Below are 13,261 nucleotides of genomic sequence, written 5' to 3'. Positions count from 1 at the left end.
ATCGCCCGGCAAAGGCATGCCGGGGCGAGAAAGAAGGGGGCGTCCAAGGTCATCGGTGTGCTTAGAAACAAGCCTGCGATTGTCCGCTCGATCCGCCCGCCCCGTTCCTCATCAGCCCTGGATGAAAGCCAGCAGGTCCGCGTTGAACTTGTCCGCATGGGTGGTCGCGATGCCGTGCGGCGCGCCGGCGTAGACCTTCAGCGTCGCGCCCTTCACCAGCTTGGCCGACAGCAGGCCGGACGCGCCGATCGGCACGATCTGGTCGGCGTCGCCGTGCACCACCAGCGTGGGCACGTCGATCTTCTTGAGGTCGGCGGTGAAGTCGGTTTCGGAGAACTGCTTGATGCAGTCCAGCAAGCCCTTGTGCGAACCGGCCATGCCCTGCAGCCAGAACGAATCGCGCATGCCCTGCGTGACCTTGGAGCCCTCGCGGTTGGCGCCGTAGAAGGGCGTGGTGAGGTCCTGGAAGAACTGCGAGCGATCGGCGGCGACGCCGGCACGGATGCCGTCGAACACCTCCATCGGCAGGCCGCCCGGGTTGCTCGCGGTCTTGAGCATCTGCGGCGGCACGGCGCTCAGCAGCACGGCCTTGGCCACGCGCTGCGTGCCGTGGCGGCCGATGTAGCGCGCCACTTCGCCACCACCGGTCGAATGGCCGACCATCACGGCGTTGCGCAGGTCGAGCTTCTCGAACAGCGCGGCGAGGTCATCGGCGTAGGTGTCCATGTCGTTGCCGTTCCAGGGCTGGCCGGAGCGGCCATGGCCGCGGCGGTCGTGGGCGATCACGCGGAAGCCGCGCTCGGCCAGGAAGACCATCTGCGCGTCCCAGGCGTCGGCCGACAGCGGCCAGCCATGCGAGAAGACGACGGGTTGGCCGCTGCCCCAGTCCTTGTAGTAGATCTGGGTGCCGTCTTGGGTGGTGAGGGTGCTCATGTGATTGCTCCGGGGATGAACGGCCGAGGCCGCGAAGACCCGATGCTCCGGCGGCGCGGTTGCCGCCCGGTTTCGCGCGGCGGCGCGCAGATTTCAGCTGTAGCGGCCGCCGCCATCGTCACTGCGGCCGCGCAGTGCCTCGGCCAGCCGCGTGGCCAGCTCGCGCAGCGCGAGCGGCTTGTGCAGCACCGCGTGCACACCCGCGGCCTGGGCGCGCTCGACCATCGCCGGGTCCACCTTGCCGCTCATGAGCAGCACCGGCAGGGCGGGCCGCTGCGCCCGCAGCAGGCGCGCGAGTTCGGTGCCGGGCATGCCGGGCAGCATCTCGTCGCTGAGCAGCGCGTCGAAGCGCCCGGGGTCGGCCTCGAAAGCCTGCAGGGCGCGTTCGGCCGAATCGAAGCCGACCGGCTCGTAGCCCAGGCCGGCCAGCGTTTCCTCCGCCAGCTCGACCAGGGCCTGCTCGTCGTCCACCACCATCACCACCTCGCCCTGCCCGGCCGGCCACTCGCCGCTGTCGGGCACGGTGGCCGGTGCGCACTCGCCGCACACCGGCAGCCAGACCGACACCTGCGTGCCTTCGCCGGGCACCGAGGCGACATCGATGGCGCCGCCGAGGTCGGCCACGATGCCGTGCACCACCGCCAGCCCGAGCCCGGTGCCCTCGCCCTGCTTCTTGGTGGTGAAGAAGGGCTCGAAGATGCGCTGCAGCGCCTCGGGCGGAATGCCCACGCCGGTGTCGCGCACCTCCAGGCAGACGTGCGGGCCGACGGCCAGCTCGCTGTGCAGCAGGACGCGCGGCGCGCTCACGTCGACGCGGCGCAGCCGGATAGACACCGTGCCCGCGCCCTCGATCGCCTGGACCGCGTTGGTGCAGATGTTCATCGCCACCTGGTAGAGCTGCGTGGCGTCGCCGAGCACGGCGGCGTCGCCGGCGTCCAGCTGCGCCTGCAGGTCGACGCCCGCCGGCAGGGTGGACGCGAGCATCGCGACGATCTCTTCCATCAGCGTCTGCACATGCACCGGCGCGCGGTCGGTCACGCCGCTGCGGCTGAAGTCGAGGATGCGCCGCACCAGCAGCCGCGCCCGCGCACCGCCCTGCAGCACGCGGTCGATGTGGCGCCGCAGCGCGCTGCCGGGCTCGGCCTGCTGCTGGGCCAGTTCGCCGAAGCCGAGGATCGCGCCGAGGATGTTGTTGAAGTCGTGCGCGATGCCGCCGGCCAGCGTGCCCAGCGCTTCGAGCCGCTGCGTCTGCTGCAGCCTCGCCTCGAGGCGGCGGCGCTCGCGCTCGGCCTCGGCCTCGCGCCGCAGCTGGCGCAGCAGCGCCACGACGGCCAGGCCGACCAGCAGGCACATCACCCCCGTGCGGATGCCGGCGCTCCACATCTCGTCGTACCAGGGGCGCAGCGCCTCGTCCTCGTCACGCGTGATCGCCAGCACCAGCGGCAGGCTGCCCACGCCGACGGCGGCGATCAGCTTGGCCCGCCCGTCGACCGGGCTGGCCGCACGGTCGATCAGCGCGCCGCCCTTGAGGGCCGACAGCTCGGGGAAGCGGGTGCGCGGCGCATCGGCGGGCTGCTGCACCACCACGCTGCCGTCGTCCTGCGCCAGCACCAGCGAACTCCGGTCGCCGAAGTGGATGGCCGAATAGGCGCTCTGCAGGGCCTGCAGCGTGACGATGGCGGTGACCACGCCGTCGAAGCTGCCGTCGGGCCGGCTCAGCCGGCGCGAGATCACGACCGCCGGGCGCCGCTCGGTGCGCGTGACGATCGGCTCGTTGATGACCAGGCCGGCCGTGTCGGTGTCGCGCTGCTTGAGGAAGTACGCGCGGTCGGACACGTCCGCCAGCGGCTCACCGGTCGGGCGCGAACGGAAGCGCTGCATGCCGCTCGCATCGACGATGGTCAGCACGCTCACCTGCGGCACGCCGACCGCGCGCGAATTGAGCGCGGCCACGACCGCCTCGGGCTCGGCGCGCCAGGGGAAGTTCTCGTACCAGCTGGCGGTGTCGCGCAGCAGCACGTCGACCGACTGCAGGTTGCGGTCGGCCTCGCCGGCCAGCGCGGTCGCGAGGTTGCCCAGTTCCCGCTCGTTGACCGCCATCACCTGCTGGTGCAGCCGCCAGCCGTCGTAGGCCGCCGAGCCGATGAAGGCGACGATCAGCAGCAGGCCGCCGGCGATGATGCGTTGGCGCAGGCGCGCGGAGGAACGCATGTCAGTGCGTGGTGCTTGTGGCGTCCACCACGGCCGCGAGCAGTTCGCCGGCGGTGCAGGGCTTGGACAGCAACGCGGCCACGCCCAGGGCCTGCGCCCGGTCCGAGCTGCCCGGCAGGCTGCGCGCGAGCTGCGCCGACAGGCCGATGACGGGCGCACCGGGGTAGCTCGCCCGCAGCGCGTGCACCTGCAGCGCGTCGCCTTCGCGCAGCCTGGGCACGTCGGCAATGACCAGGTCCACGCCCGCGACCGGCGTGGCCGCGCCGCTGCGCAACGCCTCCACCCGGTAGCCCGCCTGCGTCAGCCACTCGGCAATCAGGGCCTGCATGGCGACGTCTTCTTCGATCAGCACAACTTTCAACATGGAACACACCCGCGGCATGCGGTCGGCAAGGAGCCGCCGCTTCTTCAGGTGCCATTGGCGCATGGCCGGATGCCGGGGTGATTTCGGCCCGCACGGCCATGTTTCATATGAAATATGGCGCGGTTGCTGCATGCAGGGAATCTACATTACGCTCGCGGCCCATATGGCCAACCGCCCCCACATCCTGGTCGTCGACGACGACGCCGCGATCCGCGACCTCGTCAGCACCTACCTCGCCGACAACGAGTTCCGCGTGAGCGGCGCCGCCACCGGCGCGGAAATGAACCAGCTGCTGCAGGAGCATGTGATCGACCTGGTCCTGCTCGACCTGCGCCTGAACGGCGAAGACGGCATGCAGCTCGCCCGCGGCCTGCGCGACAGCGGCGAGATCCCGGTGATCATCCTCACCGGCCGCCTCGAGGAAGCCGACCGGGTGATGGGCCTGGAAATGGCCGCCGACGACTACGTGACCAAGCCCTTCAGCAACCGCGAGATGCTCGCGCGCATCCGCGCCGTGCTGCGGCGCTACCAGAAGCGCGGCGACGCGGTGGCCGGCGCGCACGACACGCAGCGGCGGGCCTACCGCTTCGACGGCTGGGAGCTGAACCTGCTGGCCCGCCGGCTGACCGCCCCCGATGGCCGCCGCGTGGACCTGAGCAACGGCGAATTCAACCTGCTGCAGGCCCTGTGCGAAGCCCCGCAGCGCGTGCTGTCGCGCGACCGCCTGCTCGAGCTGTCACGCCTGCACGGCGCCGAGGTGTACGACCGCTCCATCGACGTGCAGATCCTGCGCCTGCGCCGCAAGATCGAGGGCGACCCGTCGTCGCCGCGCTTCATCCAGACCGAGCGCGGCGCGGGCTACGTCTTCAACACGCCGGTCGACGTGCTGAACTGAGCGGGCGCCCCTTTTCACCCTTGTCCCGCCCGGCAGGAGGGTCGAGGCCGGCTGCCTAAGATGCCGTTCCGCCACCGACCTGCCCCATGACCGCCGTCGCCGCCTCGCCCAACCGCTTTGCCCGCCAGCTCGCACGGCAGTACGGGCTCGACGAGGTGGAGGCGTCCCGCGCGGGCACGCGTGCGCTGGACATGGCGCGCATGCAGTACGCCCAGCCCCATCTCTTCGTGCTGCCGCCGCTGCCGGCGGACGAGGCCTTCGTCGTCAGCGTCGAGCTGTCGCGCGCCGGCAGCCGGCGCTTCTTCCAGCAAGGCGGTGAGACGCACCTGGGGCTGCTGGAGGCCGGCACGGTGCACATCGCCGACCTCGCGACCCGCCCGTCGGCCTATGTCTGCAGCCCCTTCCATTCGGTGCTGTTCCGCATCACGCGGGCGGCACTGGACGAGTTCGCCCAGGAATCGGGCGTGGCCGCAGTCGGCGCACTGCGCTGCGCGCCCGGCACCGCCGACCCGGTGCTCACGCACCTCGCGGCCGCCCTGCTGCCTTCGCTGCAGCGGCCGACAGAAGCCAGCGCCCTCTTCCTCGACCAGATGGCGCTCGCCCTGTATGCCCACGTCGCGCATGCCTACGGCGGCTCGGCGCCCCGCGCGGGCGGCACAGCGGGCCTGGCGCCGTGGCAGGAGCGCCGCGCCCGGGAATTGCTCGGCGCCGACCTGGCACACGACATGTCGCTCGCCGAGATCGCCACCGCGTGCGGCCTGTCGCGCAGCCACTTCGGCAAGGCCTTCAAGACCACGACCGGCCAGACCCCGCACGCCTGGCGCACGGCGCAGCGCATCGAGGCCGCGCAGAAACTGCTGCGCGACGACACGGCCTCGCTCCCGGAGATCGCCATCGCCTGCGGCTTCGCGGACCAGAGCCACCTGACGCGCGTCTTCGGCGCGCGGATGGGCAGTTCGCCGGCGGCATGGCGGCGGCTCCATCGACATTGAGCCCGCGCTTCTTGAAGGCTGGTGTTGAGGGGGCCCCCGTGGGAAGGGGCCGCCGTCCAATTGCACCATAAGATACATTCAAATACACTTGGAAACACTTCCATCCGGGCTGACGGAGGTGTTTGCCGATCAGCCCGTGCCTTCCCACAACTCCAGAGCGTTCGCGCGATCGCGCGCGTGATGGTCTCCTGCTCTGGGCTCGTCCATGAACCGCATCTACCGCATCGTTTTCAATCGCCGCACGAACATGTGGCAAGTGGTCAGCGAGATCGCGCGCGGACCTTGCCAGTCCACTTGCTCCGACGTGCCAGGGGCCAATGAAAAGAACCCGGCGTCGACGGAGCGGAACGGCGCACGGCTCCCGCTGCGCACGCTGATTGCGACATGGGGGTTCGCCCTGGCACAGGCGGCGATGGCGCAGGTCACTTCCTCCCAACTGCCGACCGGCGGAAGCATCAGCGGGGGCACCGGGACGATCAACAGTCCCGTCGGCGCGACATTGACGATCGATCAGGGCTCGTCGAGCATGTCGCACTCCTGGTCGACCTTCGACATCGGCTCGGGCGCGAGCGTGACGTTCAATCAGCCGGCCACGAGCAGCGCAGGCCTCAGCGTGATCAACGGCGGCAATCCCACGCAGATCCAAGGCACCCTCAATGCAAACGGTCAGGTTCTGCTGAGCAACCGCGCAGCCATCCTGTTCGGCAGCACCGCATCGGTGAATGTCGGCGGCCTGCTGGCCACGTCGCTGGGCATGCAGGCATCCGACTTCATGGCGGGAACCTACGAACTGGATGCCGGAGGAAACACTGTCTCCCTGGTCGCCAACAGCGGAACCATGAACGCCGCCTCGGGCTCTGTCATCCTGCTGGGCGGCGCGGTCGTCAACCAAGGACCGATCACTGCCGCGGCCGGCAACATCCAACTGGTCGCCGCCGACAGGGCCACGCTCACCTACGAATCCGGCGGCTTCAACGCCAGCGTCACCGGCGCGCTGCAGCTGGCCCTCAACCCGGCAGCCATCACGAACACCGGCACGCTGTCGGCGCCCGGCGGCCGGATCACCCTGCAGGCCTATGCGGCACCCGGCCTCTTCAACCAGTTGATCGACAACAGCGGAACCATCACCGCCGCAGGCTCGGGTTCCGACAACGACGGCTCGGTGGCCTTCATTGCCACTGGCGCCAGCGGCCAGATCGCCATCACGGACAGCGGTCAGGTCAACGTGCGAGACGGAACGATCTCTTTCAGTACCGATGGCGGCGTGCAGCAGACGGGCAGCTATGTCGCCGGGGTGCTGGAGGGCAGCATCGGCGGCAATGCGAGTTTTGTCGGCACTAACCAGATCGCGGCGATCGGCACGATGGACGTGTCGGGCAACTTGATCGTGCGCAACGACAGGAACCTGGCGCAGAGCGGCAGCCTGAACGTCGCAGGCGCTACATCGATCGACACGGGGGCGAACGCGATCACGCTCGACAACGCAAACAACGTCTTCGGGAACACGGTGTCACTGATCGGCGGGAACACGCGGATCGTCGCCAGCAACGCCCTCACGCTGGGCACGTTGGCCACCGGCAATCTCATTGCCACCAGCAGCGGTGCACTGACCCTGGGCAGCGGCACGGTGACCGGCACGCTCTCCGCGACCAGCAACGGCGGCGCGATCACCCAGTCCGCGAGCAACCCGCTCACGGTCACCGGCACCAGCAACCTCAATGCCGGTGCCGGCGCGATCACCCTGACCACGACCGGCAACGACTTCGGCCAAGCGGTCAGCCTGACCGGCGGCAGCACCGCGATCGCCGACGCCAACGCGCTGACCTTGGGCACGCTGGCCACCGGCAACCTCACCGCGACCAGTACCGGTACCTTGAACCTGGGCAGCGGCACGGTGACCGGCACGTTGGCCGCGACCAGCAACAACGGCGCGATCACGCAGTCGGCGAGCACCCCGCTCACAGTCACCGGCACCAGCGCACTCAATGCCGGCACCGGCGCGATCACGCTGACCACCGCCGGCAACGACTTCGGTCAGGCGGTCAGCCTGACCGGCGGCAGCACCGCGATCACCGACGCCAACGCGCTGACGTTGGACGCGCTGACCACCGGCACTCTCACCGCCATCAGCAGCGGCGCACTGAACCTGGGCCGCGGCACGGTGACCGGCGCCCTGTCCGCGACCAGCAACGGTGGCGCGATCAGCCAGTCCACGACCAATCCGCTCACGGTCAGCGGCACCAGCAACCTCAATGCCGGCGCCGGCTCGATCACGCTGGAACAGGCCGGCAACCATTTCGGCGGCGCCGTATCGCTGACCGGCAGCGGCATTCGCCTGGTCGACGGCAACGACCTGAACGTCGCCGCGTTGACCCTGGGCAGCAACAGCGCGCTGTCCTTGATCGCCGCCGGCACGCTGAGCTTGCCGGCGAACGCGATCGATACCGGCAGTGCCGACCTGACCCTACGCAGCGGCAACGTGCTGGCCACGGCTGCAGCCTTGTCCGGCAACAACGTGAGCATGCGCGGCGACGACGGCATCACCCTGGCGCACGACGTCACCGCCGGCACGCTGGCGCTGACGACCAGCAACAGCGCGATCGCCCAAAGCGCCGGCGTGCTCGCCGTCAACAACACCAGCAGCATCGACGCCGGCAGCGGCGCCATCGCCTTGACCAGTGCCGGCAACGATTTCGGCCAGGCGGTCAGCCTGACCGGCGGCAGCACCGCGATCACCGACGCCAACGCACTGACCTTGGGCACCCTGGCCACCGGCAACCTCACCGCGATCAGCAGCGGCGCCTTGAATCTGGGCAGCGGCACGGTGAACGGCACGCTGTCGGCGACCAGCAACGGCGGCGCGATCACCCAGACCGGCGCGCTGACCCTGACCGGCAATGCATCGCTGGCCGCTGGCACGGGCATCGCCCTCACGAACGCGGGCAACGACTTCCAGGGGACCCTGTCGCTCACCGGAACGGCGGTGCAAGTGACCGACAGCAACAACCTCTCGCTCGGCGCCATCAACGCGAGCGGCGCGCTCAGGTTGGCCGTGGGCGGCACCGCCACCACCACGGCGGCGCTGACGGCCGCAACGGTGACCATGGATGCGGGCATGCTGCGCGTGGACCATGCCCTGACGACGAGCAGCGTCCAGGTGGGTCAAGGCGCCGCGATCGGTGGCACCGGCACCATCACCGGCGCGGTCGAGGTGGCCTCGGGCGGCGTGCTCAAAGGAACGAGCGGCCAAACCTTGACCACGGGTTCGCTCACGCTCGCCAGCGGCGCGACCGTCGAAGCCACGCTGGGCACCGCCGGTGCGGCGCAGCTTTTCCAGGTCCATGGCGCCTTGACGCTCGACGGTTCGCTGAACGTGAACGACATGGGCGGCTTCAGCGCTGGCGTGTACCGGCTCTTCAACTACACCGGCGCGCTGATCGACAACGGGCTGGACATCGGTACCTCGCCCTCGGGAAGCACACTCACGGTGCAGACCGCGGCGGCGGGCGAGGTCAACCTGGTCAACACCGGCGGACAGACGTTGAACTTCTGGGACGGCAACGCGACAGGCGCTGCCGACAACGGTGCGGTCGATGGCGGCAACGGAACCTGGACTGCCACGTCGACCAACTGGACCACGGTCAACGGACTCGTCAACGCCAGCATGGCGCCGACGCCCGGCTTCGCGATCTTCCAGGGCACGCCCGGCACGGTGACGGTGAGCGGCACGCAAGGGCAGGTCGCGGTCACCGGCATGCAGTTCGCGAGCAACGGCTACCGGCTGCAAGGCGATGCGATCGCGCTGAGCGGCAGCCGCGCCGCCATCCGCGTGGGCGACGGGAGTTCGGCAGGAGCGGCCTATACCGCCACCATCGCCAACGCACTCACGGGCACGGCCCAACTGGAAAAGACGGATGCCGGGACCCTGGTGCTGACCGGCACCAACACGTATTCGGGCGGCACGCTGGTGAGCGGTGGCACGCTCGTCGGCGGCATCCGCAGCTTCGGCACCGGCGCGATCGAGAACCACGGCACACTGGTGATCAACGAGGCCAAGGACGGCGTGCTCTCCAACACGCTATCGGGCGATGGCAGCCTGAGCAAGACCGGCGTGGGCCTGGTGCGCTACGACGGTGACGGCTCGGCCTTCACGGGCCGCCTCACGGTCGATGGCGGTGCCTTCTCGGTCAACGGGACGCTGGGCGGCCACATGCTCATCGGCAGCGGCGGCATCCTGAAAGGAACTGGCACGGTGGGCAGCACCACGCTGGCGGCCGGTGCCACGGCGGCGCCGGGCAATTCGATCGGCACGCTGCGCGTCGCCGGCAACCTGGTATTCCAGAGCGGCTCGGCCTACGAAGTCGAAGTCGATGCCGCCGGCAACAGCGACCGTATCGACGTCACCGGCACCGCCACGCTGGGCGGCGCCACGGTCAACGTACTGGCGGCCAACGGCAGCTGGACCCCGGCCACCCGCTACACGATCCTGACTGCCGGAGGCGGCGTGCTGGGCACCTTCGGCACGCTCACGTCGAACCTCGCCTTCCTCACGCCATCGCTGGCCTACGACGCGCAGGAGGTCACGCTCACCCTCGCACGCAACGACGTGCCGTTCCAACAGGTGGGCACCTCCGCCAACCAGCGCAGCACCGGGGAAGCCGTCGAGCAACTGGGCGCAGGCAGCGTTTACGCCGCCGTGCGGCAGGCCGACGCCGCGACGGCGCGCACCGCGTTCGATCGACTGTCCGGCGAAGTCCATGCCACTGTGCGATCGGGCCTGGTCGAAGACAGCCGCTTCGTGCGCGACGCGAGCCTGGCGCGGCTGCGGCAAGACGGCGACGCCACCATGGCCGCGACCGATCTGCGCGCCAGCCAGGACACGTCGGGCGATGGTGCCTGGGCACGCGCCTACGACGGGCACGGCCGCGCCGCCGGCGATGGCAATGGCGCACGCGCCGACCGCAGCGCAAGCGGCGTGCTCGTGGGTGCCGACCGCCGGGTGGGCGACTGGCGCGTGGGCGTGATGGGCGGCGCCGGCCACGACAAGACCGACATCTCGGACCGCGACTCGCACGCCTCGATCGACAGCTACCACCTCGGCGTCTATGGCGGCCGGCGATGGGGCGACCTCGCCCTGCGCTCGGGTGTCAGCTACACGCGCCACGACATCGACACGCGGCGCCACATCGCGTTCGGCAGCTTCGCCGATGCCACGCGGGCCGACTACCATGCCGACACCGCGCAGGCCTACGGCGAACTGGGCTGGCGACTGCAGGCCGGCAGCGTTGACCTGGAGCCTTTCGCCAGCCTCGCCCACGTGCGCCTGCACACCGACAGCGTCGACGAGCGCGGCGGTTCCGCGGCACTGCAGGGCCGCGGCGAGACCACGGGCACCACCTTCTCGACCCTCGGGCTGCGTGCTGGTCAGCGCTTCGACCTCGGCCGCTTCCAGCTGACTGCGCGCGGCATGCTGGGCTGGCAGCGCGCCTACGGCGATGTCACGCCGCAGGCTTCGCTGGCCTTCGACGGCGGCAGCGCCTTCACGGTGTCCGGCGTCCCGGTGGCACGCAACACGCTGGTGGCCGAGGCCGGCGTCGATGTGCAACTGCAGCGATCCCTCACGCTGGGCGTGGCCTATGCGGGACAGCGTGGCGACGGCGTGCGCAGCCATGGCCTGAAGGCCGATCTGCGCTGGCGCTTCTGAAGCCTGGCGCCCGGCCTCAGCCCGGCAGGATCGCCGGCACCAGCTCCCGCTGCAGCCGGGCCCGCCACCACTTGAGCGCCTCGCCCGTGGCGGCGGGCTTCCAGGCCAGCCAGAAGGTTTCTTCCGGCCGCGACTCCTCGCAGGCCAGCTCGACCAGCGTGCCGTGCGCCAGCGCCTCGCGCACGCAGTCGCGCGGCACGAAGCCGTGGCCCAGGCCGTCGATCTGGCAGGCGATCTTGGCGGCCATCGACGGCACCGTGAGCCGACGCTGGCCTGGCAGCAGGCCGATGGTGCGGTCGGACAGGGCACGTGCGCCGTCGCCCACCACCACCGCCGTGTGCTGCAGCAGGTCGGCCCGCGTGAGCGGGCGGCGCAGCATCGCCAGCGGGTGCGTGGGCGCCACGCAGAAGGCGAAGGACAGGCTGCCGACGGCCACCGCCTTGTAGCCACCGCCGGCCGGCCCGTCGCTGGCGGCGACGATGAGGTCGGCGCGGCCGTCGCGCAGCGCCTCCCAGGTGCCGGTCATGGTGTCGCAGCCGATGCGCAGCCGCGTGCCGCAGTTCAGGTCCTCGAAGGCGCGGATGTCGTGGTTGAAGGCGCTGGTGGGGATGAGCGAATCGTGCACCAGCCGCAGCTCCGACTCGAAGCCGGTCGCGATCTGCCGCATGCGCGATTCGAGCTCGGCCGCCGCGGCAATGAGCCAGCGGCCTTCCTTGAGCATCTCCTTCCCGGCCGGCGTGAGCGTGACGCGCGGCCCTTGCCGGGTGAAGAGCGCGATGCCCAACTGTTCCTCGAGCTTGCCGATGGCGTACGAGATGGTCGAGGGCACCTTGTGCAGCCGCTCCGACGCGGCCGCGAAGGAGCCGTGGCGCGCGATGGCGTCGACCAGCTCGATCGCCTCCAGGGTGAGCTTCAGCATCGGAGTGCCTCCAAATTAATCATCGAAATCATCGATCAATCGGCCGTAAACGTTTCAGCATCCGACGAGGCATCGCGTTCGATACTTTCCTCGCACCACGATTTCTTCTAACCGATCTTCTGCATTCACTCGCAGCGCAGATGCAAGAACGAATCGTGAATTTCATCGACAGATAAAAGACAAGGAACGCATCATGCTCGAACTTCGCAAGGCCGACCAGCGCGGCGTCGCCAACCACGGCTGGCTCCGCTCCCGCCACACCTTCTCCTTCGGCCACTACCACGACCCCAAGCAGCAGGGCTTCTCGGACCTGCTGGTGATCAACGACGACCGCGTCGACCCGGCGCAGGGTTTCGGCACCCACCCGCACCGCGACATGGAGATCTTTTCCTATGTGCTCGAAGGCGCGCTGGCGCACCAGGATTCGATGGGCACCGGCTCGGTCATCCGGCCGGGCGACGTGCAGATGATGAGCGCCGGCACCGGGGTGCGCCACAGCGAGTTCAACCACTCGAAGACCGAGGGCGTGCACTTCCTGCAGATCTGGATCGTGCCGTCGGTGAAGGGCGCCGCGCCGCGCTACCAGCAGGTGCATTTCAGCGACGCCAAGAAGCGCGGCCAGCTGCGCCTCATCGCCTCGCCCGAAGGCACCGACGGATCGCTCGGCGTGCACCAGGACATGCGGATGTACGCCGGACTCTTCGACGGCGCCGAGAGCACGGCACTCGATATCAGCCCCGACCGTTACGCTTACGTGCACGTGGCGCGCGGCAGCGTCGAAGTCAACGGCGAGAAGCTGAGCGAAGGCGACGGCGTCCGCATCCGCGACGAGCGCCAGCTGCGCTTCGCCAAGGGCGACCACGCCGAGGTGCTGGTGTTCGACCTGCGGCCGCTCGAGCGGCCGACGATGTAAGGCAAGGAGAACGACCATGCAAGAGCCCACTGCCCGCGTGACGGACAACCCCGCGCAGAACCGCTTCGAGGTCACGGTCGACGGCCACCGCGCCGTCGCCATCTACGACCTGGCGCCGGGGGTGATCACCTTCCTCCACACGCTGGTGCCGGAAGAACTGCAGGGCCGCGGCCTTGCCAGGGAACTGGTGCTGGCGGGGCTGGCCTCGGCGCGGGAACGCGGGCTGGCCGTCGTCCCGAAATGTCCGGTGTTCACGGCGTACATGCGCAAGCACGTCGAGACGCAGGATCTGCTGTCGCCTGAAGGGCGGACGCTGCTGGGCCTGTGAGG

Annotated in this window: 9 protein-coding genes; 5 read left to right on the top strand and 4 right to left on the bottom strand. The window is 69.8% G+C overall.

Annotated elements, in window-relative coordinates:
* Positions 1 to 111: 111 nt before the first annotated feature.
* From N8A90_RS22640 to N8A90_RS22630, 3 genes are all read right to left on the bottom strand, one after another.
* A complete protein-coding gene (locus N8A90_RS22640) occupies positions 112 to 933 on the bottom strand; it encodes an alpha/beta fold hydrolase (protein ID WP_262077480.1) in 822 nt (273 codons plus the stop codon).
* A 93-nt stretch (positions 934 to 1,026) separates the two neighbouring features.
* Entirely contained in the window at positions 1,027 to 3,144 is a 2,118-nt protein-coding gene (locus N8A90_RS22635; RefSeq protein WP_262077479.1) for an ATP-binding protein, read from the bottom strand.
* 1 nt (position 3,145) lies between these two features.
* The gene (locus N8A90_RS22630) at positions 3,146 to 3,508 is read right to left on the bottom strand and encodes a response regulator (RefSeq protein ID WP_262077478.1); all 363 of its coding nucleotides are present in this window, start codon (positions 3,506 to 3,508) and stop codon (positions 3,146 to 3,148) included.
* A 163-nt stretch (positions 3,509 to 3,671) separates the two neighbouring features.
* Between N8A90_RS22630 and N8A90_RS22625 the strand changes: the two genes are divergently transcribed.
* The 3 genes from N8A90_RS22625 (at position 3,672) to N8A90_RS22615 (ending at position 11,099) form a co-directional block, all read left to right on the top strand.
* The gene (locus N8A90_RS22625; RefSeq protein ID WP_262077477.1) at positions 3,672 to 4,403 is read left to right on the top strand and encodes a response regulator; all 732 of its coding nucleotides are present in this window, start codon (positions 3,672 to 3,674) and stop codon (positions 4,401 to 4,403) included.
* A gap of 86 nt (positions 4,404 to 4,489) precedes the next feature.
* On the top strand, positions 4,490 to 5,395 hold the full coding sequence (locus N8A90_RS22620) for a helix-turn-helix domain-containing protein (protein WP_262077476.1): 906 nt from the start codon (positions 4,490 to 4,492) through the stop codon (positions 5,393 to 5,395).
* A 205-nt stretch (positions 5,396 to 5,600) separates the two neighbouring features.
* A complete protein-coding gene (locus N8A90_RS22615) occupies positions 5,601 to 11,099 on the top strand; it encodes an autotransporter domain-containing protein (protein WP_262077475.1) in 5,499 nt (1,832 codons plus the stop codon).
* 16 nt (positions 11,100 to 11,115) lie between these two features.
* Here N8A90_RS22615 and N8A90_RS22610 read toward each other — a convergent pair whose 3' ends face one another.
* Positions 11,116 to 12,018, bottom strand: coding sequence for a LysR family transcriptional regulator (locus N8A90_RS22610; protein WP_262077474.1), 903 nt, complete (start codon positions 12,016 to 12,018; stop codon positions 11,116 to 11,118).
* A 193-nt stretch (positions 12,019 to 12,211) separates the two neighbouring features.
* Here N8A90_RS22610 and N8A90_RS22605 point away from each other — a divergent pair, with 193 nt between their 5' ends.
* Together N8A90_RS22605 and N8A90_RS22600 are read left to right on the top strand one after the other, a co-directional pair.
* Positions 12,212 to 12,931: a pirin family protein gene (locus tag N8A90_RS22605; protein ID WP_262077473.1), complete on the top strand. Its 720-nt coding sequence runs from the start codon at positions 12,212 to 12,214 to the stop codon at positions 12,929 to 12,931.
* A 16-nt stretch (positions 12,932 to 12,947) separates the two neighbouring features.
* Positions 12,948 to 13,259: a GNAT family N-acetyltransferase gene (locus N8A90_RS22600; RefSeq protein ID WP_262077472.1), complete on the top strand. Its 312-nt coding sequence runs from the start codon at positions 12,948 to 12,950 to the stop codon at positions 13,257 to 13,259.
* The last annotated feature ends 2 nt before the right edge of the window (positions 13,260 to 13,261 follow it).

It is taken from the genome of Variovorax sp. N23, from assembly GCF_025486315.1.
Taxonomy (GTDB): domain Bacteria; phylum Pseudomonadota; class Gammaproteobacteria; order Burkholderiales; family Burkholderiaceae_C; genus Variovorax.
This window is presented reverse-complemented; position numbering and strand designations above follow the sequence as displayed.

Coding starts and splice junctions, on each gene's coding strand:
- N8A90_RS22640 (WP_262077480.1), bottom strand. CDS start 933: ATGAGCACCCTCACCACCCAAGACGGCACCCAGATCTACTACAAGGAC.
- N8A90_RS22635 (WP_262077479.1), bottom strand. CDS start 3,144: ATGCGTTCCTCCGCGCGCCTGCGCCAACGCATCATCGCCGGCGGCCTG.
- N8A90_RS22630 (WP_262077478.1), bottom strand. CDS start 3,508: ATGTTGAAAGTTGTGCTGATCGAAGAAGACGTCGCCATGCAGGCCCTG.
- N8A90_RS22625 (WP_262077477.1), top strand. CDS start 3,672: ATGGCCAACCGCCCCCACATCCTGGTCGTCGACGACGACGCCGCGATC.
- N8A90_RS22620 (WP_262077476.1), top strand. CDS start 4,490: ATGACCGCCGTCGCCGCCTCGCCCAACCGCTTTGCCCGCCAGCTCGCA.
- N8A90_RS22615 (WP_262077475.1), top strand. CDS start 5,601: ATGAACCGCATCTACCGCATCGTTTTCAATCGCCGCACGAACATGTGG.
- N8A90_RS22610 (WP_262077474.1), bottom strand. CDS start 12,018: ATGCTGAAGCTCACCCTGGAGGCGATCGAGCTGGTCGACGCCATCGCG.
- N8A90_RS22605 (WP_262077473.1), top strand. CDS start 12,212: ATGCTCGAACTTCGCAAGGCCGACCAGCGCGGCGTCGCCAACCACGGC.
- N8A90_RS22600 (WP_262077472.1), top strand. CDS start 12,948: ATGCAAGAGCCCACTGCCCGCGTGACGGACAACCCCGCGCAGAACCGC.